The sequence below is a fragment of the Savagea serpentis genome, from assembly GCF_015351395.1.
Classification (GTDB): Bacteria; Bacillota; Bacilli; order Bacillales_A; family Planococcaceae; genus Savagea; species Savagea serpentis.
The window spans coordinates 223,533-243,117 of record NZ_JADKPV010000001.1; the positions used below are offsets into that span (position 1 = coordinate 223,533).

Genomic DNA, 19,585 nt, shown 5'->3' on the forward strand with positions numbered 1-19,585 from the left:
TATGGCGGAAGAAAGAGAGCAACTAGAGGTGGAAGAAGGTAAAAAGAAGCCGTCTATTTTAAAGATTTTAATATTATGGCTCGTCGTTCCTCTATTGTTCGTTTCTGCTGTATTGCTCATCGTCGCCAAAGTGGCCGATGTTAACGTTATTGACCAAGCGAAAAAATGGACGACCGAAGTTATTAAAGGTGAACCGGATCCACAGCTTGAGCAACCGGACTTTTCGAATGATGAAAAAGTCGTAACATTGCAAGCAGAGTTACAACAAAAAGATAACGAAATTGCCAAAGTAGAACAACAACTCCAAATGTTAAAAGAAGAAAACGAATTACTTGTCATTGAACAAGAACGTTTAACGGATGAAATTGCGAAAGTGCAAAATCGTGCGGAAGAATCGAAAAAAGAATTTAAAGAAATTATTGCCACTTACGAAAAACTATCCGCAAAAAATGCAGCGCCGATTTTACTCGCGATGAATGAGGCAGACGCATTGAAAATTTTAGCAAGTTTAAAACCAGACACTGTCGCAGCGATTTTAGAAAAGATGGAGCCTGAACAAGCAGCGAAATTCACGACATTATTATCAAAATAAAATATTGAAGGAGGTGAAAACAACAAGTGAACATCCAAGTGTTACAAATGGCTGCTGTTGCTACGCAGAAGTCAGCAATAAGCGACATGAAAGGCAATCATTCATCGAAGGACGTCTTCGCATCAGTCATGGCTAAAACGCTCGGCTCAAGCGAATCACAAATGGCGAAATTCGAAGAGACGCCAAACTCAGCAGAAGATACTTTAGCGATTTTGTTAGAAGTGCTCAACATGTCGACAGAAGAACTCGAACAACGATTATCCGAACTATTCGATGAAGATTTTGTCTCACAATTAACTGACCTCGTCGCAACGATTCCGTATCAAGCAAGTTTAGACGATGTATACGAACTGCTTCAATCGTCTGATACATACGGAGAACTTGTGACAACAATTGCAAATGCTTTAGAAAAATTATCCGAGCCATTGGTAGAAAAACAGGACGACGATGGAGCCGAACCGTTTTGGAATCACTTGACCCAATTGACAGAAGCGATTGAAGTACTGCAACAGCACGGTGAAGAACTACCATTCAACGGAGAGCAAGTCGCTCAATTTGCAGTCATTGCTCAGTATATTCAACAAGTCGCACCGCAAGCGGATATGCACGTTATCCACGATAATAAATTGCAAAACTTCCAACAAATGATGCAACAATTCGTCCAAACGGAAGCGGAACAATTACGTCTGCAAGTGGAGACAAAACCGAAAACGAGCAATCAACAACTACTGTCATCGATGAATCAACCGAGCGCAACATCGGTCTTTTTCCAAACATTAACGCAAGTGGAATCACCAGAACAGAGCCGTGCAGAAGAATTGATGAAGCAATTACAAGCGATTTTAAAGCGAGCAAACTTCGGCCAAATTGGAGGAGCGAACCGTTTATCGATCCGTCTCTATCCAGAACATCTCGGTACGCTTCGAATTGAGTTACAGGAAGTGAACGGAGTGTTAACAGCCCGCATTCTCGCATCGAGCGCACAAGCGCGTGACATGCTCGACTCACGCTTACATCAACTTCGCGCAGCACTCGTCTCGCAAAACTTACAAGTAGAGCGCATCGAACTTTCTCAAATGCTTCAAGCTTCTGACAAAACCGAGCGAGAACAATTGATGCAACAAGATACACGTCACGGCGCTACACGTGAGGAAACAGAAGAGACGGAAGAAGAACAAGAAGATGAACAGTCCTTCGCACAGTTCTTAATCGATTTAGAACAGGAGGAAGCATAATGACGAACAATACACAAAGTTTAACAGGTCAACAAAAAATCGATGATTCGATGTATTTAATAAATAAAAAACGCGATCAACGTGTGACAGGTCCTGATTCGATGGGGAAAGACGCATTTATGAAAATTTTAATTGCGCAACTTCAAAACCAAGACCCGACAAACCCGATGAAAGATAACGAGTTCATCGCACAGATGGCGCAGTTTTCGGCACTCGAACAGACGATGAACATGGCGAAAGCATTCGAACAGTTTGCACAGTCACAAAACGATGCTCAACTCATTCAATACAACCAATTCGTCGGTAAAACAGTAAAATGGCACGAAATCACAAGTGAAAAAGATGAAGATGGCAAGCCGATTACGGAAGAAGGAATGAACCTCATCCAGTCGATTAAGTATAAAGATGGTGTCGCGATTTTTACACTCGATAATGGTCGTGAAATTACAGCTGCGAATATTTCAGAATTACATGATGGCGGCAGTGTGACGGGTGGAGGGAATAGTCTCGTACAAGCGAGCATGCTCATCGGACGCAATGTGACGTATAAAGACGGCGAAGAAATGAAAACGTCAGAAGTCATTTCAGTCACGATGAAAGACGGAAACGTTCAATACGTATTAGCAAATAAAGAGAAAATTACGAGCAATGACTTTTTAGAAATTGCCCGCTAGGAGGGAATATTTGTGGATAAAGTACATTTCCACCGCCTTCCTGCAATCGGACCTCATCATCCGACGACACGACAACCACAAGCGAAGTCGAGTCAATCGTTCAAGCAAACATTTCATGAAGCACTCACACCGAAATTAAAAGTGAGCAAACATGCCGAACGTCGACTCGCCGAACGTGCGATTGAAGTGAGTGATGCTGAATGGATGCGCATCGAATCGAAAATTGATGAAGCGAGAACGAAAGGGGTAAAAGACTCCCTCGTCTTACTCGACAACGTCGCGATGATCATTAGTGCAAAAAATCGCACCGTCATTACCGCGATGAATCGCAAGGAAGCGGCAAACCAAATTTTTACGAATATTGATGGAACGATACTATTATAGGCAGGACCGCATGCGGATGCCTCGTTCTACGGACTGATTGAAGTAGAACAATATAAACGAAAGAGGAGATACACATATGTTACGCTCAATGTACTCAGGAATTTCAGGATTGAAAAACTTCCAAACGAAACTTGACGTCATCGGTAACAACATCGCCAACGTCAACACACATGGCTTCAAAAAAGGCCGCGTCATCTTCAAAGACCTTTACTCACAAACAGTAGCAGGAGCTTCGTCAGCAACAGCGACACGTGGTGGGGTAAATGCGAAACAAGTCGGATTAGGAGCTCAACTCGGCGCAATTGACACGATTCATGCGGGTGGTTCCACACAATTTACAGGAAATACACTTGACCTTGCGATTGAGGGTGATGGGTTCTTTATTGTCGCTGATGGGACAACAAATCGTCCTGCTAATGGTAAGCCAACGAGTACTGACTTTTCCAATCCTGTTTATACTCGTGCTGGTAATTTTTATATGGACAATGATGGTTTCTTAGTCAATGCGGATGGAAAATATTTAGTGGGTGTTGGAAATGATACTCATGCTAATTTTGAAGGTACAAATATTGGAAAAACGCCGGATGCGGGCTGGGGAATGAAAGTCGATAACCAAGGAAAACTAGGGATTACAGGAACTGTTATCAATGGGTATACACCAAAACCTATACGAATCCCAACTAACGCCCAAACGATGTCAATTGGAAATAATGGTTTAGTCACTTATGTCGACGCTGAAGGTACTTTAAAGATAGCGGGCCAAATGATTATGGCAAAGTTTCCTAATCCTGGTGGATTACAAAAAGTAGGCGCAAACTATTATCAACCTACAGCGAACTCAGGAGCTGCTTATACAGCAACAGCAACTGAACAAGGAATGGGTACAGTTCAATCTGGCTCCCTCGAAATGTCAAACGTTGACCTCGGGGAAGAATTCACAGAGATGATCGTTGCGCAACGTGGTTTCCAAGCGAACACGCGTATTATTACGACATCGGATGAAATTTTACAAGAACTTGTCAATTTGAAACGATAATTTTATTTTTGAAGGGAGGGTCGGGCCGACCACGCTCGGCCCTTACATATGATTAAAGTGACACGGTTAAACGGGCAGGAATTTTCCATCAATGCCTTATACATAGAGCGCGTCGAGTCGTTTCCAGATACGACGATCACATTGACGACGGGCACCAAATATATCGTGCGTGACTCGAAAGAGGAAGTGTACGACCGAATTATTCAGTTTTATCAAAGGGTTCAATTGTTATCTAATCCACATATTCGAGGTGAAAATAATGAAAAATAACAAAGGACTTATGATGATTTTAATTGCGCTCGTCATGGTCGTCTTAATTGGCGTCGTCGGGATTGTACTTTGGTTGAATTTCTCCAAAGGAGACGCTGCACCGAAAGAGCCTTCAATCGATGAAGTCGTTGAACAGACGGTTGAATTTGAAGAAATTACGACCAATTTGAATGCACGTCAATTTATCCGTATTTCATTAACGATCGAAACGGATAGCAAAAAAGCAGCAGAAGAATTAGAGAAACGTAAATTCCAAGTGAACAGCAAAGTCATTAAAGAATTGTCGGAAATGTCTCCAGAGGACTTTGAAGGCAAGGCGGGAAAACAAGCGTTTGAAGAAACGATTAAAGCGCAAATTAACCCGTTGATGCAAGAAGGAGAAGTGACACAAGTTTACATCGTGTCCTACATCATTCAATAAGATGCAAACTACTATTCAATTGAGGAGGTGACCGTATGTCCGGGGATGTACTATCACAAAACGAAATTGACGCGCTACTTTCGGCAATTTCAACAGGTGAAATGTCAGCAGAAGAAATGAAAAAAGAAGATGAGACCCGGAAGGTCAAAGCGTATGATTTTAAACGCGCGCTCCGATTTTCCAAAGATCAAATTCGAAGTTTAACTCGAATTCACGAAAACTTTGCGCGACTGTTGACGACGTATTTTTCGGCGCAATTACGCACATACGTTCAAATTAATGTCGCCAGTGTAGACCAAATTCCATTTGAGGAGTTCATTCGGTCGATTCCGAATATGACACTCATTAACATTTTTGAAGTGCCTCCATTGGAAGGGAATATTTTAATGGAAGTGAATCCGAACGTTGCGTATTCCATGCTTGATTTATTGATGGGTGGAACGGGCGGACCGTCTTCAAAAGCGGATGATTTGACTGAAATCGAAACGAAAATTTTAACGAATTTATATGAACGCTCTTTCGATAATTTACGAGAAGCATGGTCTAGCATTATTGACATCGATCCGTACTTAACGGAAATGGAAGTGAATCCGCAGTTCTTGCAGATGATTTCCCCGAACGAGACGGTTGTCGTCATATCATTTAACATCGTAATCGGCGAATCGAGTGGGATGATTAATATTTGTATCCCTCACGTCGTATTAGAACCGATCGTACCGAACTTATCGGTCCGATATTGGATGCAATCTAATAAAAAAGAACCGACAGAAGAGCAGAGCAAACAGTTGGAAAAACGCTTAAAACAAGCGCGACTCCCTGTCATTGCAGAACTCGGAAAAAGTCGGATGTCCATTCAAGAATTGCTTTATTTACAGCGCGGTGACATGTTGACGCTCGATAAAGGAATGGATGAATTATTAACAATCAAAGTAGGAGACATACCGAAATTTAAAGGGCAGCCAGGACAAATACGTAACCGTATGGCCGTTCAAATAATTGAAACGATAGTAGACGGAGGGGATGAAGATGATGAGTGATAACATACTTTCGCAAGAGGAAATTGAAGCATTGCTTCGCGGCGATGATGCGGGAGATAGCGGCGAAGAAGAAACATCATCCCAGGAAGAAAATTTTGATGATATTTTAAGTGATATGGAAAAAGACACGTTAGGCGAGATTGGGAATATGTCTTTCGGTAGTGCAGCGACTGCGTTATCTGCGTTGCTCGGTCAAAAAGTCGAAATTACGACACCGACAACGTCAGTCATTAGCCGGGAAGAATTAGTCGATGAGTTCGTTCAACCCTATGTCGCGGTACAAGTGGAGTACACAGCCGGTTTAACAGGCGCAAACTTGCTCGTCATTAAACAAAGTGACGCTGCGATTATTGCAGATTTAATGCTCGGTGGAGATGGAACAAATCCAAATCCTGATTTGAGTGAAATTCACTTAAGTGCCGTTCAAGAAGCGATGAACCAAATGATGGGTTCAGCAGCGACATCCATGTCGACCATTTTCAATAAAAAAGTGGATATTTCACCACCGACGACGGACATTATGGACATCTCTCTCGATAAAGGGACTGAGCATATTCCAGAAGAAAGCCCACTTATTCGCGTATCGTTTAATTTAAAAGTAGGTGAATTAATCGACTCGAACATTATGCAATTATTCCAAATTGACTTTGCGAAAGGTTTAGTTTCCGATTTGGAAAAGGCGATGATGGGTGGAGGGGACGAAGCGGAAGAAGAGATTCCATCGGTTGATTTATCAGCACCGACTCCGGAACCAACACGGCAACAATCTGTACAGCAAGAGCCCGTACAACAAGCACCGCCTGTTGCACCACCGCCTGTTCAACAACAACCAGTCAATGTTCAGCAAGCACAGTTTGCTAATTTTGAAGCACCACAGTTAAACCAGGAAGAAACTCATAATTTAAACTTACTAATGGACATTCCGTTAGAAGTGACAGTCGAGCTAGGAAGAACACAACGTTCTGTGAAAGAAATATTAGAAATGTCGAGTGGATCGATTATTGAATTAGATAAATTGGCTGGTGAACCAGTTGATATTTTAGTAAATAATCGTTATATTGCTAAGGGTGAAGTAGTGGTCATTGATGAGAATTTCGGAGTTCGTATTACGGACATTTTAAGTCAAGCTGATCGTCTTCACAATTTACGATAATTATTTTGAGGAGGAAACGGAACTATGGGTAAACAAATTTTAATTGTGGATGATGCTGCATTTATGCGCATGATGATTAAAGATATTTTGACGAAAAACGGTTTTGAAGTAGTGGGAGAGGCAGAAAATGGTCTGCAAGCAGTAGAAAAGTACTTAGAACTTAAGCCTGATTTAGTAACGATGGATATTACGATGCCTGAGATGGATGGAATTGCCGCTTTAAAAGAAATTAAAGCAAAAGATCCAGCAGCGACAGTCATTATGTGTTCAGCGATGGGACAGCAAGCGATGGTAATCGACGCGATTCAAGCTGGAGCGAAAGACTTTATTGTAAAGCCTTTCCAAGCAGACCGTGTTATTGAAGCAATTGAAAAAGCTTTAGGATAAAAATGATGCGTCTGTTTCGAATCATGACCATCGCAATGATGTTACTCGTAGCAACGAGCAGTGCTCTCTTTCCCTTAACAGCCCATGCGCAAACCTTTGTAAGTGACTGTGTAGAGGGGAAAGACTGCGAAGAGGAGCCCGCAACAGAACAAGAGCCTTTAGTTCAAGCGAATAGCGCACCGACTATAGGCTCATACATTAAAGTAGTATTCGCTTTTGCTTTTGTCGTTTTTTTACTATATTTCTTGTTGAAATTCGTCAATCGACGCAATCAACAATTCGGACAAGCGCGTCTGATGCGCAACTTAGGTGGTGTTTCAGTCGGTACTCAAAAATCTGTTCAATTGCTGTCAGTCGGTGGACGTTACTACTTAATTGGAGTAGGGGATGATGTCCGGCTTTTGAAGGAGATTGAGACAGAAGAAGAACTGGAATCAATTCGCGCGTTCGTAGAGTTAGAAAGTAATGACGGTGAAGAACCATCCATGGTAATCGTCGATCGAATCAAAAAACTTTTGAAAAAGAAGCCAATCCCTTCTCGCGAATCGAAAAAAGAGGAACCGTTCGATCAATTGTTTCAACAAGAACTTGATAAAGTACAACAAGAACGTAAAGCGCAAATGGAAAAGCTTTTGAAGGAAGAGAGGGAGCGACGTGACTGATTTTATGCAATTTTTCTCGGATAGCAATCCGACGAATATTTCGACATCTATTAAATTGATGTTATTGCTCACGGTACTCTCGCTTGCCCCAGCAATTCTCATATTGATGACGTCATTCACACGAATTGTCATCGTGCTTTCCTTTGTTCGAACGGCGCTTGCTACGCAGCAAATGCCACCGAACCAAGTGCTCGTCGGTCTCGCTCTATTTTTAACGTTTTTCATTATGGCACCGACATTTCAAGAAATAAATAAAGAAGCGCTCACGCCACTGTTCAATGAGGAAATTTCATTAGACGAAGCATATGAAAATGCAAGTGTCCCAATCAAACAATTTATGAGCAAGCATACGCGTCAAAAAGATTTGGATTTATTTTTAAAATACAATGATGTGGAACGACCAGAAACTGTGGAAGAAATTCCGCTCACGATGTTAGTTCCAGCTTATGCGCTCAGCGAAATTAAAACAGCGTTTCAAATGGGCTTTATGATTTTCATCCCATTTCTCGTCATGGATATGATTGTTGCGAGTGTTTTAATGTCAATGGGTATGATGATGTTACCGCCTGTTATGATTTCGTTACCGTTTAAAATTTTATTATTCATTTTAGTAGATGGTTGGTATTTAGTCATTCAATCACTGCTGCAAAGTTATTAGGAAGGGGATTAGACAAATGACAGCTGAAATGGTTATCTCGATTGCAGAACGTGCGATTAGCATCGTATTATTGACGTCAGGTCCCCTTTTAATTATCGCTTTAGTCACGGGTTTATCGGTTAGTATTTTCCAAGCGACGACGCAAATTCAAGAGCAAACGCTCGCTTTCGTTCCGAAGATTGTCGCCGTACTCGTATCGATTGTTATTTTCGGACCGTGGATGTTAACGCGTGTGACCAATTTTGCAAGCGATATTTTACAAAACTTACCTCGGTACATCGGGTGATTTGAATGGAACAATTCGTTCTCATCCTACCGACCTTACTGCTCGTCTTTATGAGAATTTCTGCGTTTTTTGTCGTAGCTCCTTTATTTTCTTATCGGACGATTCCGAATGTGCAACGATTAATTCTCGCGCTCATTTTGGCAGTGTTGCTCGTAAGTTCGATTCAAACAGCGGAGCCGATACCGCTGGATGGTACATATTTTTTACTCATTATGAAAGAGGTTGTCGTCGGCTTAGCGATCGGCATCGTCGCTTTTATCGTTATGAGTGCGATTCAAATTGCTGGAGGGTTTATCGATTTCCAGATGGGGTTTGCAATCGCGAACGTTATTGACCCTCAAACAGGAGCGCAATCTCCTTTGCTTGGTCAGTTTTTTAATGCGGTCGCCTTATTACTCCTCCTCACTTTGAATGGACATCATCTTCTATTAGACGGTATTTTTTACAGCTACGATTTCATCGGCTTAACGCAATTAGGCCTCACATTTGGTGAAGAAAATTTTGCAGTCTTTATTACAAAAACTTTTGCGCAAGTGTTTCTCATTGCGTTTCAAATGGCTGTGCCCATTGTCGCTACGTTATTTTTAGTCGATTTAGCTCTCGGAATTACGGCACGAACTGTTCCGCAGTTGAACATTTTCGTCGTCGGGTTCCCAATTAAGATTACGGTGAGCTTTCTCGTACTCGTCGTCATGGTTCCTGTCATGGTTGCACTCATCCGTCGTTTATTTGAATTTATGGCGTATTCGATGCGCGATTTGATGCTTATTTTAGGAGGCGGCTAAAGATGCAATATTTACGTCTCGATCTGCAATTTTTCTCGGGTGAAAAAACAGAAAAAGCGACACCAAAGAAAAGAGAAGACTCTCGAAAAAAAGGACAAGTGTTAAAAAGTCAAGATGTGACGAGTGCGCTCGTTATTTTATGTGTGTTTCTATTTTTATTTTTTGCAGCTCCTTTTTTTAGAGAAAGAGTTTTCCACTTTTTTGAATTTACATTCACAGAGCTTGTCTCGACTCCTTCGATTACGAAAGATTCAATCATGCTCGTATACATACAAATATTAATGAAAATGGCCGTCATTTTATTGCCTGTTTTCATCGTTTCAATTATTGCAGGAATTGGTGCGAACTTAATGCAGTTCGGTTTTCTCTTTACGACGGAACCATTGAAGTTCGATTTAAAGAAAATCGATCCGATTAAAGGATTAAAGCGTATTTTCTCAGTTCGTGCAATCGTTGAATTGTTAAAGTCTATCTTAAAAATATCATTCATCGGTTCTGTAACGGCAACAATCGTCATGATAAATATTGAAAAAGTGCTCGGCTTAGCATTTAAAACACCTGCTGAAACATTACTGACAGTAGCCAAGCTCGTGGGCATTATGGGAATTATAGCGGCTTTCGTATTACTGTTTATTTCCGTCCTCGACTATTTTTATCAGAAGTACGATTACGAAAAAAACTTAAAAATGTCGAAGCAAGATATTAAAGATGAATATAAAAATATGGAAGGGGACCCCCTCATCAAATCACGCATTAAACAAACGCAGCGTGAAATGGCGATGCGCCGAATGATGCAGGAAGTTCCAGAAGCAGACGTCGTCATTACGAACCCGACACATTATGCGATCGCCTTAAAATATAAAGACGGCGAGATGGATGCACCGATCGTCGTTGCTAAAGGGGTAGACTTCGTCGCTCAAAAAATTAAAATGATTGCCAAAGAACATGATATCGTCATGGTCGAAAACCGGCCGCTCGCTCGTGCGATGTACGATGAAGTCGAAATTGATCAAGCGGTGCCAGAACAGTTTTTCAAAGCGGTAGCAGAAGTGCTCGCGTATGTTTACCGTTTAAAACGCAAAATATAAAATTTAGGAAGAAAGAAGGGATGACATGCAATTTAAAGATTTAGGTGTACTCGCATCGGTTATTATGATCGTCGCGATGCTCGTCATCCCATTACCGTCATGGCTGTTAAGTTTTTTAATTATCGTGAACATCACATTAGGATTACTCGTCTTGTTGACAGCGATGAATATGAAGGAAGCTCTCGAATTTTCAATCTTCCCATCCCTCTTGCTTTTACTTACGTTATTCCGACTCGGATTGAACGTGTCGACAACGCGTGCGATTTTGACACGTGGAGAAGCAGGGGGCGTCGTAGATACATTCGGTACGTTCGTAACGGGTGGTAATGTCATCGTCGGTCTCGTCGTCTTCGTCATTTTAATCATCATCCAGTTCATCGTTATTACGAAAGGGTCGGAACGTGTATCTGAAGTTGCAGCACGTTTCACACTTGATGCGATGCCAGGTAAGCAGATGAGTATTGACGCCGACTTAAACGCAGGGATGATTTCTGAAATCGATGCGCGTGAACGTCGTGAAAAAGTTAGCAATGAAGCGGACTTCTACGGTGCGATGGACGGAGCGACAAAGTTCGTTAAAGGGGATGCGATTGCCGGTATTATTATCGTCATCATCAACTTGCTCGTTGGTATGATTATCGGGGTTGCGCAAATGGGCTTAACATTTGCAGAATCAGCAGAACGCTTTTCACGTTTAACAGTTGGGGACGGCATTGTCTCGCAAATTCCGGCGCTCCTCATTTCAACAGCGACAGGGATTGTTGTAACAAGAGCAGCTTCAGAAGGGAATCTCGGAACAGACATTACCGACCAGTTACTCGGACAACCGAAGCTTTTATATGTGGCAGGAGCAACGATTTTCTTACTCGGTGTCACAACGCCAATCAATCCATTGTTAACCTCTTTAATCGCAGGAGCTTTAGTATTCGGTGCGTATATGACGAATCGTAAAGAAGAAGAGGAAGATCCGGATGAATTGTTAGAAATTGAAGAAGAAGTCGAAACAGATGAAATGCGAAGTCCAGAAAATGTGATTAATTTATTGAATGTCGATCCGATTGAATTTGAATTCGGGTATGGACTTATTCCACTCGTCGATGCTGAACAAGGCGGAGATATTTTAGACCGTGTCGTCATGATTCGACGTCAATTAGCACTTGAACTCGGTCTCGTCATTCCAGTTGTTCGAATCGTCGACAACATCCAACTTCAACCGAATGAGTATCGCATTAAAATTAAAGGAAATGAAATGGCAAGAGGAGAACTTTTACTCGATCATTACTTAGCGATGAGCCCTGGAGGCGATGATACGATTGAAGGCATTGATACGATTGAGCCATCATTTGGACTTCCAGCGAAGTGGATTACCGAAGATGTGAAAGAAGAAGCCGAAATTATGGGTTACACCGTCGTTGACCCACCGAGCGTCGTTTCGACTCATTTGACTGAAATTATTCGCGCGAATGCGTCGGAACTTCTCGGCCGTCAAGAGACGAAACAACTCGTCGATCACATTCATGAATCGAGTCCAATTCTCGTGGACGAATTAACTCCAACACCGCTCTCAATCGGAGAGATTCAAAAAGTGTTGGCCGGCTTATTGCGTGAAAAAGTATCGATTCGTAACTTGCCTATCATTTTCGAAACATTGGCAGATTACTCGAAATATACATCGGATATCGATTTATTAATCGAATACTGTCGTCAAGCGCTCGCTCGTCAAATTACGATGCAATACGCACCACAAGATGGCAGTGCTTTAAAAGTACTCACCGTTTCAGGAAATGTCGAGAAATTAATGGCCGATCACATCGAACAGACAGAACATGGCAGCTATTTATCACTCGCGCCTGAACAATCGCAACAAATATTAGAATCACTCGCACAAGAAATTGAGCGTGTCGCATTAATGAATCAAACACCTGTCGTACTTTGTTCGCCAGCGATTCGCATGTATTTGCGTCAAATTACAGAGCGCTACTTCCCACAAATCCCTATTTTGTCATATAATGAACTTGAAGCTTCGATTGAAGTACAAAGTGTTGGGGTGGTGGATATCGGATGAAACAAAAAACATATGTAGCAGATTCGATGGTGGAAGCGATGCAATTAGTGCGCGCTGACTTTGGTGAGGATGCCGTCATCATTCGTTCTTCAGTTATTCAAACGAAGGGTTTCCTCGGCATGTTTAAAAAAAATAAAGTAGAAGTTGTCGCCGGTCTTGAAGAACCTATGATTCGACCGGCGTCATCTCGTTTAGTTCAACTTAAAGATACGGACCGCGAATTAGAGCGGAAAGAATCAGAGCGTATGACAGAACAATTGCTCGAGATGAAAAAAATGTTGCAACAATTGCAAACAAAATCGAACAAAGATCATTATCCGAAACCTTTACAAGTGATTTATGAAGGGTTGATGAATCATGAGTTGAATGAAAAATTAACATTGCAAATTTGCGACGCTGTTTATCAGAAGATTAAAACGAAGGATGTCATCGATGATGAGCTACTGATGAAACTTGTCCGCCAAGCAATGTTGCAAAAATTCGAACAGTACGCATATGGAGGCGTAACATTCGATAAAAAATTCATCAATATCGTCGGGCCAACAGGTGTTGGAAAAACGACGACGATTGCCAAAATCGCGGCACGAGCTCTTTTGGAAAAAAAGAAAAAAATAGGATTTATCACGACAGATACGTATCGAATCGCAGCGATTGAACAATTGAAGACGTACGCCAATTTGCTACAAGCACCTGTAGAAGTGGTCTATCGTCGTGACGATTTTGAACGTGCGATGGAACGCTATGCGGATTATGATATCGTTTTTATCGATACAGCAGGGCGTAATTATAAGGATGAACAATTCGTCAAAGATTTAGAACAATTAATCCAGTTTGATCAAACGATGGAATCATACCTCGTCCTTTCACTCGTTTCAAAAGAGCGTGATATGATGGATATCGCGAAGCAATTTGAACATGTGCCCATCCGTCGTTTTATTTTTACGAAAGCAGATGAAGCGACGAGTGTCGGTTCTATTTTTAATATGATGGATGCTTTTGGCATTGGAGTAGCCTATATTACAGATGGTCAAGAAGTACCTGAAGATTTAGAAGAAGCATCAGTGGAACAATTAGTGGATCGATTGTTAGAGGGTGTGAATAAAGATGAATGATCAAGCGGCGAAATTAAGACAACGAATGGTTCAGGCGATTGATCAATCGAGAAATGAAACTGGTGCGCGTTCATATTTATCTCTCGCGCGTACCGTCGCTATCGTGAGTGGAAAAGGTGGCGTCGGGAAGACGAATATTTCTGTAAATTTCGCACTAGAACTAGCTCGCAATCATAAAAAAGTAATGTTGATCGATATGGATGTTGGGATGGGGAATATTCATATTATTCTCGGTCAACAACCGAAATTTTCTTTGAAAGATTACTTATTAGGAGAGGCGTTCATTGAGGAAACGATTAACTCGTACAATGCGCATCTAGATTATATCGCAGGCGGTAGTGGTCTGGATGACATTATGGAATGGACAAATGATACCGTTCGGAGGCTGATGAGTGTATTTGAAGATATGCAAAAGACGTATGATTATATCATATTCGATATGGGGGCAGGAGCTACGAAACGCACAATTGAATTAATCGGAGCAGTGGATGATGTGATTGTAGTCGCTACTCCTGAACCAACATCGATTACGGATGCTTATTCCATGATGAAGTACATCGTCATGAACGACCCAACGAAACCGCTTCATATCATTACGAATCGTGTGCAAAATAATAAACAAATGCAACAAGTGTCTCACCGCTTACAATATGCGATGAAGAACTTTTTAAAGAAAGAAACAACTATTTTAGGGAATTTGCAAGAAGACCCATTTATTACGGAAGCGGTCATCGCTCAAAAGCCGTTCACAGAATTGAAGCCAAACGCAACGATTTCAAAGCAACTCACTCAAATCACGCAAACGTTTATGGGCAATCCTTTTGAACGAGTTGAAGAGCCGAATCATTTCATTCGAAAATTGAAAGGGTTCTTCATGAAAGGAAGTAGGTAATGTCATGATGAATACTATACGTGTGCTCGTGGTGGACGATTCCGCTTTCATGCGCAAAATTATCTCCGACATGTTAAATAAACATCCGAAAATTGAAGTGATGGATGTTGCGCGTAACGGCAAGGAAGCTGTGGAGAAAACAATTCGTCTCAAGCCAGATGTCATTACTTTAGATATCGAAATGCCAGTCATGAATGGTTTGGAAGCGCTCGATTATATTATGGAAGAGATTCCGACTCCTGTCGTCATGCTCTCGAGCACAGCGAAAGCAAGCTCGGATCGCACGATGGTAGCTATTGAAAAAGGCGCGGTAGATTTCGTTGCAAAACCAGGAGGTGCAATTTCTCTCAACTTAGCAGAAATTGAACATATTTTAATTGATAAAGTAATCGAAGCATCTAGAGTACAAGTGTCTCGTCTCGTCAAACAAGAATATTCGCCAGTAGCCAATTCGGTAGAGCGCTTCAAATCTACTGCTCACTCATCAAATTTACCTATACAATATGGCGAATTAACGAATAACCCAGTGAAACTTTCGAAAAAACATAAGACTTTTGTTATAATAGGTACATCGACTGGAGGACCTAGAGCCTTACAGGAAGTTCTTACGAAATTACCAGCCAATGTAGGAGCGCCAATTTTAATCGTTCAACATATGCCGAAAGGGTTTACTCGCTCTTTAGCAGAACGGTTGAATAATTTATGTGACATTACGGTTAAAGAAGCAGAACAAGGTGAAACGATACAAGATAATGTCGCTTACATCGCACCAGGTGGTTACCATCTCAAATTCAAAAAAGAAGGTACGCGTTATGTCATTTGGCTCGATAAATCAGAACCCCCCCGTAAAGCGCATCGCCCTGCTGTCGACGTCTTATTAGAGAACGCCTCGACCCAGACCGAGCTGCAATATGTCACGGTTATAATGACGGGCATGGGCTATGATGGCCGAGACGGTCTGCGCGCATTACGTGAAGTGGAGAGTAGAACATTTGCGATTGCTGAGAGTGAAAAAACAGCAGTCATTTACGGTATGCCAAAAGCAGTAATAGAAGAAAAATTAGTAGACGAAGTAGTGGAGTTAGGCGATATTGCAAACTCGATTATGAAAACGTTAAGTCTAAGGGGGTAAAAATGATGGATACAAATCAATATTTAGACATGTTCCTCGATGAAAGTAAAGAACACCTTCAATCTTGTACTGAGCACTTACTTGAACTAGAACAAAATCCAGAAGATTTAGCAATTGTGAACGAAGTGTTCCGTTCAGCGCATACGTTAAAAGGTATGTCGGCGACGATGGGTTATGAGGATATCGCTGACTTAACACATAAGATGGAGAACGTCTTAGACGCAATTCGCAATGAACAAATCGGCGTTTCAACCGAGATTTTAGACGTCGTATTTGAATCGGTGGACCATTTAGAAGAGATGGTGATGGATATTGAGGAAGGTGGCACCGGGCAAAAGGATGTCACAACACTTGTTGACACATTGAACCGTTTAGCATCTGGCGAAGAGCTAGTAGCTGAACCGAAAACGTCAGCAGCTAGGCCAACACAGGCGGCTATTACTCCAACCGCTTCAGCAGGATCAGTGGCATTGGATGACTTTGAAAAAACTGTGATTGAACAATCACTTGAACAAAACTTTAACGCTTACGAAATAACGATCGAATTGCGTGACGACTGCATTTTAAAAGCAGCACGTGTATTCATGCTATTCGAAATTTTCGAACAAGCAGGAGAAGTAATTAAATCGAGTCCACATGTAGAGCAACTAGAGAGTGAAGATTTCGATACAACATTCCATGTCATTTTATTGACGGAAGAAGCAGCAGATGCATTGCAAGGAAAAGCGATGAAAGTGTCTGAAGTCGAACAAGTGACAATTACAGCTATTACACGAGAAACGTTGGGGGCTAGTGAAGAAGAGGAGGCAGCTGAAAAAGCGCCGAAGCAGGAAACAGTAACGCCAAAAGCTCAGAAACAAGCGCCAGTGAAAAAAGAAGATACGCCTAAAAAGCGTCGCTCAACAGGCGGTAATTCAAACAAAACAATCCGTGTAAACATCGAACGTCTCGACGTATTAATGAATTTATTCGAAGAGCTTGTGATAGATCGCGGGCGTTTGCAGTCGATTGCGAGTGAGTTACATAATCAAGAGTTAAATGAAACGGTCGAACGTATGACGCGTGTTTCAGGCGACCTACAAAATATTATTTTAAACATGCGTATGATTCCAGTAGAAACGGTATTCAACCGCTTCCCGAAAATGGTTCGTCAATTAGCGCGCGATCTCGACAAAAAAGTGAATTTGGAAATTATCGGTGCAGAAACAGAGCTTGATCGTACAGTCATCGATGAAATCGGAGACCCACTTGTGCACTTAATTCGAAATGCGCTCGATCACGGAATCGAAACACCGGCAGAACGTGTCGCAAAAGGTAAATCTGAGACAGGTACTATCACTTTGCGTGCCTATCATTCAGGAAATCACGTCTTCATTGAACTTGAAGATGACGGAGCAGGCGTAAATCGAGAGCGTGTTTTAGGAAAAGCGATCGAGCGTGGCATAGTAACAGAAGAAGTAGCGGCAACATTGACAGATAAACAAGTGGCAGAACTCATCTTAGCTTCTGGATTTTCAACAGCAGAAGCAGTCACAGACGTTTCGGGTCGTGGTGTCGGTCTAGACGTCGTGAAAAGTACGATTGAATCGCTTGGAGGGTACATTTCAATCGATTCTAAAGAAGGGCAAGGATCATTATTCCAAGTACAATTACCATTAACATTATCGATTATTTCAGTCATGCTAGTTGAATTGGATAAAGAAATTTACGCGATACCTTTATCCTCAATTATCGAAACCGCAATTATTCAATCGTCGGACATTTTAAATGCACATAACCAAAAAGTGATCGATTTCCGAGGAAATATTGTTCCACTCGTTGATTTAAAAGAAATATTCGAAATGGAACAAAATGAAGAGCAAGGTGAATTCCAGTCTGTCGTCATCGTACGTAAAGGCGAGAAACTTGCTGGTCTTGTCGTCGATTCATTCATCGGGCAACAAGAAATTGTTTTGAAGTCACTCGGTAACTATTTGCAAAGTGTCTTCGCTATTTCAGGAGCAACGATTTTAGGCAACGGTCAAGTAGCACTAATCGTGGAATGTAATTCATTAATTAAATAAATGACGATAAGGAGTGAATACGATGACTACACAAGAAATCGTGGATTCAAAAGAGATGAAAGTAATCGTCTTCCAATTGATGGATAAAGAATATGCCATTTCAATTGATGTCGTAACGACGATTGAAAAAGTATTATCGATTACGCGCGTCCCGAATACGCCTGACTACGTCAAAGGAGTTATTAACTTGCGCGGAGTCGTGACACCGATCGTTGATTTGCGTCAACGTTTCGGTTTGCCTGAAAAGGAAATGGATGATAATTCACGCATTATTATCGTCACGACGGAAGAATTTGACGTCGGCCTTGTCGTCGATATGGCAAATGACGTCATCGACATTCGTGAGGACTCAATTGAGCCACAGCCAGAAGTTGTTGGTACGATTGAATCCGAATTTATTTCAGGTGTTGCGAAAGTCGAGCGACGCTTACTCGTCATGCTCAATTTAGAAAAAGTATTACAACCTATTAAGCGAGTGTCGAACGATGAGCGATAATTTCGAAATTACGAATATGCATTTAGACATTTTGAAAGAAATCGGGAATATTGGCGCTGGTAATGCAGCGACAGCACTATCTCAATTATTAAACCAAAAAATCGACATGCACGTCCCCAAGGTGGAACTCGTTTCTTTTGACGAAATGTTTGAATTAGCGGGCGGAGCGGAGAAAGAAGTAGCGAGTATTTATTTGCGTATTGAAGGTGGCATTACAGGAACGATGTTTTTCGTTTTATCGATTGAATCTGCCAATCAATTCATTCGTAATTTAATCCAAGATGAAACATTTGATTTTCATAATGTAGAACAGAAAGAGATGGGCGCCTCTGCTTTACAAGAATTGGGGAATATTTTATCAGGATCCTATTTATCGTCACTATCTGATTTTACACAATTAAACATTTATCCGACTGTACCATCACTCGCTATCGATATGGTGGGAGCCATCGTCAGTTTCGGGCTTGTGGAGTTGTCACATTATAGCGACGAAGTCATTGTCATTAATACATGTATTACTCAAGATCAAGGAGATGGCGTATCGAGTTTTGCTGGACAGTTTTTCCTTTTGCCTGATCCACCGTCCTATGTGACGATTTTTAAGTCGTTAGGAGTGTTGTGATTGTGATGCAAAATCAAACCGTTGTTCGAGTTGGCATAGCCGACATGAACATCGTGGTAGGACCAAAAAGGATTCGAACGTCTGGCCTTGGATCATGTGTCGGTGTTGTAATTTATGATCCGACTCGTAAAATAGCAGGGCTTTTACACGTCATGTTGCCTGATTCAAACTTAGGAAAATCCACGCGTATAAATGTAGCGAAGTTTGCTGATACAGGAGTTCCGGCATTAGTTGAGATGTTGAAATTAGAAGGGGCGCGCACATTCTCTCTCAAGGCGAAAATGGCGGGGGGCGCTCAAATGTTCCAGTTCGGTTCAAGTGATACGGTGCGGATCGGGCCTCGAAACATCGAAGCGGTGCGTGAACAACTAAAAAAGTTGTCTATCCCGATTATCGCTGAAGATGTGGGGGGTACGAAAGGTCGAACGATTGAATTTGATCCAGAGACATCGATGTTAAACATACGTACCGTAAACGAAGGAATAAAAGACATTTAAGCAGGCGGCTGAATAATTTCAGTCGCCTTTTTTCACTG

The 19,585-nt window shown here is 41.7% G+C and carries 23 protein-coding genes; all 23 read left to right on the top strand.

Annotation, left to right across the window (positions count from 1 at the left end; translation table 11 throughout):
• The first annotated feature begins 1 nt into the window (after position 1).
• The 23 genes from IRY55_RS01105 to IRY55_RS01215 all read left to right on the top strand — a co-directional run bounded on the left by IRY55_RS01105 (position 2) and on the right by IRY55_RS01215 (position 19,547).
• Positions 2-592, top strand: a complete 591-nt coding sequence (locus IRY55_RS01105; protein ID WP_194561414.1) for a MotE family protein — start codon at positions 2-4, stop codon at positions 590-592.
• A 26-nt stretch (positions 593-618) separates the two neighbouring features.
• Positions 619-1,827 carry a flagellar hook-length control protein FliK gene (locus IRY55_RS13565; RefSeq protein ID WP_194561415.1) on the top strand — a complete coding sequence of 403 codons (1,209 nt, stop codon included), beginning with the start codon at positions 619-621 and terminating at the stop codon, positions 1,825-1,827.
• The gene (flgD, locus tag IRY55_RS01115; RefSeq protein ID WP_194561416.1) at positions 1,827-2,501 is read left to right on the top strand and encodes a flagellar hook assembly protein FlgD; all 675 of its coding nucleotides are present in this window, start codon (positions 1,827-1,829) and stop codon (positions 2,499-2,501) included. Before IRY55_RS13565 ends, flgD begins: the two co-directional genes overlap by 1 nt.
• A 12-nt stretch (positions 2,502-2,513) precedes the next feature.
• Positions 2,514-2,885: a TIGR02530 family flagellar biosynthesis protein gene (locus IRY55_RS01120; RefSeq protein WP_194561417.1), complete on the top strand. Its 372-nt coding sequence runs from the start codon at positions 2,514-2,516 to the stop codon at positions 2,883-2,885.
• Between the two features lie 76 nt (positions 2,886-2,961).
• Positions 2,962-3,921 carry a flagellar hook-basal body complex protein gene (locus IRY55_RS01125; protein WP_194561418.1) on the top strand — a complete coding sequence of 320 codons (960 nt, stop codon included), beginning with the start codon at positions 2,962-2,964 and terminating at the stop codon, positions 3,919-3,921.
• A 48-nt stretch (positions 3,922-3,969) separates the two neighbouring features.
• Positions 3,970-4,191: a flagellar FlbD family protein gene (locus IRY55_RS01130; RefSeq protein WP_194561419.1), complete on the top strand. Its 222-nt coding sequence runs from the start codon at positions 3,970-3,972 to the stop codon at positions 4,189-4,191.
• Entirely contained in the window at positions 4,181-4,612 is a 432-nt protein-coding gene (fliL, locus tag IRY55_RS01135) for a flagellar basal body-associated protein FliL (protein ID WP_194561420.1), read from the top strand. Before IRY55_RS01130 ends, fliL begins: the two co-directional genes overlap by 11 nt.
• A gap of 35 nt (positions 4,613-4,647) precedes the next feature.
• The gene (fliM, locus tag IRY55_RS01140; RefSeq protein WP_194561421.1) at positions 4,648-5,649 is read left to right on the top strand and encodes a flagellar motor switch protein FliM; all 1,002 of its coding nucleotides are present in this window, start codon (positions 4,648-4,650) and stop codon (positions 5,647-5,649) included.
• Positions 5,642-6,802: a flagellar motor switch phosphatase FliY gene (gene fliY / locus IRY55_RS01145; RefSeq protein ID WP_194561422.1), complete on the top strand. Its 1,161-nt coding sequence runs from the start codon at positions 5,642-5,644 to the stop codon at positions 6,800-6,802. Before fliM ends, fliY begins: the two co-directional genes overlap by 8 nt.
• A gap of 24 nt (positions 6,803-6,826) precedes the next feature.
• Positions 6,827-7,189 carry a response regulator gene (locus IRY55_RS01150; RefSeq protein ID WP_194561423.1) on the top strand — a complete coding sequence of 121 codons (363 nt, stop codon included), beginning with the start codon at positions 6,827-6,829 and terminating at the stop codon, positions 7,187-7,189.
• Positions 7,190-7,194: 5 nt separating this feature from the next.
• Positions 7,195-7,851 carry a flagellar biosynthetic protein FliO gene (locus tag IRY55_RS01155; RefSeq protein ID WP_194561424.1) on the top strand — a complete coding sequence of 219 codons (657 nt, stop codon included), beginning with the start codon at positions 7,195-7,197 and terminating at the stop codon, positions 7,849-7,851.
• Entirely contained in the window at positions 7,844-8,509 is a 666-nt protein-coding gene (gene fliP / locus IRY55_RS01160) for a flagellar type III secretion system pore protein FliP (RefSeq protein WP_194561425.1), read from the top strand. Before IRY55_RS01155 ends, fliP begins: the two co-directional genes overlap by 8 nt.
• A 16-nt stretch (positions 8,510-8,525) precedes the next feature.
• Complete coding sequence (gene fliQ, locus IRY55_RS01165) at positions 8,526-8,795, top strand: flagellar biosynthesis protein FliQ (protein ID WP_194561426.1); 270 nt, start codon at positions 8,526-8,528, stop codon at positions 8,793-8,795.
• Between the two features lie 5 nt (positions 8,796-8,800).
• Positions 8,801-9,580 carry a flagellar biosynthetic protein FliR gene (gene fliR, locus IRY55_RS01170; protein WP_194561427.1) on the top strand — a complete coding sequence of 260 codons (780 nt, stop codon included), beginning with the start codon at positions 8,801-8,803 and terminating at the stop codon, positions 9,578-9,580.
• A 2-nt stretch (positions 9,581-9,582) separates the two neighbouring features.
• The gene (flhB, locus tag IRY55_RS01175; RefSeq protein ID WP_194561428.1) at positions 9,583-10,668 is read left to right on the top strand and encodes a flagellar biosynthesis protein FlhB; all 1,086 of its coding nucleotides are present in this window, start codon (positions 9,583-9,585) and stop codon (positions 10,666-10,668) included.
• Between the two features lie 25 nt (positions 10,669-10,693).
• A complete protein-coding gene (gene flhA / locus IRY55_RS01180) occupies positions 10,694-12,733 on the top strand; it encodes a flagellar biosynthesis protein FlhA (RefSeq protein ID WP_194561429.1) in 2,040 nt (679 codons plus the stop codon).
• The gene (flhF, locus tag IRY55_RS01185; protein ID WP_194561430.1) at positions 12,730-13,845 is read left to right on the top strand and encodes a flagellar biosynthesis protein FlhF; all 1,116 of its coding nucleotides are present in this window, start codon (positions 12,730-12,732) and stop codon (positions 13,843-13,845) included. Before flhA ends, flhF begins: the two co-directional genes overlap by 4 nt.
• The gene (locus tag IRY55_RS01190; protein ID WP_194561431.1) at positions 13,838-14,737 is read left to right on the top strand and encodes a MinD/ParA family protein; all 900 of its coding nucleotides are present in this window, start codon (positions 13,838-13,840) and stop codon (positions 14,735-14,737) included. Before flhF ends, IRY55_RS01190 begins: the two co-directional genes overlap by 8 nt.
• Before the next feature lie 7 nt (positions 14,738-14,744).
• Positions 14,745-15,869 carry a protein-glutamate methylesterase/protein-glutamine glutaminase gene (locus IRY55_RS01195; protein WP_194562350.1) on the top strand — a complete coding sequence of 375 codons (1,125 nt, stop codon included), beginning with the start codon at positions 14,745-14,747 and terminating at the stop codon, positions 15,867-15,869.
• 5 nt (positions 15,870-15,874) lie between these two features.
• Positions 15,875-17,932 carry a chemotaxis protein CheA gene (locus IRY55_RS01200; RefSeq protein WP_194561432.1) on the top strand — a complete coding sequence of 686 codons (2,058 nt, stop codon included), beginning with the start codon at positions 15,875-15,877 and terminating at the stop codon, positions 17,930-17,932.
• A gap of 22 nt (positions 17,933-17,954) precedes the next feature.
• Positions 17,955-18,428: a chemotaxis protein CheW gene (locus IRY55_RS01205; protein WP_194561433.1), complete on the top strand. Its 474-nt coding sequence runs from the start codon at positions 17,955-17,957 to the stop codon at positions 18,426-18,428.
• A complete protein-coding gene (locus IRY55_RS01210) occupies positions 18,418-19,050 on the top strand; it encodes a chemotaxis protein CheC (protein ID WP_194561434.1) in 633 nt (210 codons plus the stop codon). Before IRY55_RS01205 ends, IRY55_RS01210 begins: the two co-directional genes overlap by 11 nt.
• A gap of 5 nt (positions 19,051-19,055) precedes the next feature.
• Entirely contained in the window at positions 19,056-19,547 is a 492-nt protein-coding gene (locus tag IRY55_RS01215; protein WP_194562351.1) for a chemotaxis protein CheD, read from the top strand.
• The last annotated feature ends 38 nt before the right edge of the window (positions 19,548-19,585 follow it).

Coding starts and splice junctions, on each gene's coding strand:
- IRY55_RS01105 (WP_194561414.1), top strand. CDS start 2: ATGGCGGAAGAAAGAGAGCAACTAGAGGTGGAAGAAGGTAAAAAGAAG.
- flgD (WP_194561416.1), top strand. CDS start 1,827: ATGACGAACAATACACAAAGTTTAACAGGTCAACAAAAAATCGATGAT.
- IRY55_RS01125 (WP_194561418.1), top strand. CDS start 2,962: ATGTTACGCTCAATGTACTCAGGAATTTCAGGATTGAAAAACTTCCAA.
- IRY55_RS01130 (WP_194561419.1), top strand. CDS start 3,970: ATGATTAAAGTGACACGGTTAAACGGGCAGGAATTTTCCATCAATGCC.
- fliL (WP_194561420.1), top strand. CDS start 4,181: ATGAAAAATAACAAAGGACTTATGATGATTTTAATTGCGCTCGTCATG.
- fliM (WP_194561421.1), top strand. CDS start 4,648: ATGTCCGGGGATGTACTATCACAAAACGAAATTGACGCGCTACTTTCG.
- fliY (WP_194561422.1), top strand. CDS start 5,642: ATGAGTGATAACATACTTTCGCAAGAGGAAATTGAAGCATTGCTTCGC.
- IRY55_RS01150 (WP_194561423.1), top strand. CDS start 6,827: ATGGGTAAACAAATTTTAATTGTGGATGATGCTGCATTTATGCGCATG.
- IRY55_RS01155 (WP_194561424.1), top strand. CDS start 7,195: ATGCGTCTGTTTCGAATCATGACCATCGCAATGATGTTACTCGTAGCA.
- fliQ (WP_194561426.1), top strand. CDS start 8,526: ATGACAGCTGAAATGGTTATCTCGATTGCAGAACGTGCGATTAGCATC.
- fliR (WP_194561427.1), top strand. CDS start 8,801: ATGGAACAATTCGTTCTCATCCTACCGACCTTACTGCTCGTCTTTATG.
- flhB (WP_194561428.1), top strand. CDS start 9,583: ATGCAATATTTACGTCTCGATCTGCAATTTTTCTCGGGTGAAAAAACA.
- flhA (WP_194561429.1), top strand. CDS start 10,694: ATGCAATTTAAAGATTTAGGTGTACTCGCATCGGTTATTATGATCGTC.
- flhF (WP_194561430.1), top strand. CDS start 12,730: ATGAAACAAAAAACATATGTAGCAGATTCGATGGTGGAAGCGATGCAA.
- IRY55_RS01190 (WP_194561431.1), top strand. CDS start 13,838: ATGAATGATCAAGCGGCGAAATTAAGACAACGAATGGTTCAGGCGATT.
- IRY55_RS01195 (WP_194562350.1), top strand. CDS start 14,745: ATGAATACTATACGTGTGCTCGTGGTGGACGATTCCGCTTTCATGCGC.
- IRY55_RS01200 (WP_194561432.1), top strand. CDS start 15,875: ATGGATACAAATCAATATTTAGACATGTTCCTCGATGAAAGTAAAGAA.
- IRY55_RS01205 (WP_194561433.1), top strand. CDS start 17,955: ATGACTACACAAGAAATCGTGGATTCAAAAGAGATGAAAGTAATCGTC.
- IRY55_RS01210 (WP_194561434.1), top strand. CDS start 18,418: ATGAGCGATAATTTCGAAATTACGAATATGCATTTAGACATTTTGAAA.
- IRY55_RS01215 (WP_194562351.1), top strand. CDS start 19,056: ATGCAAAATCAAACCGTTGTTCGAGTTGGCATAGCCGACATGAACATC.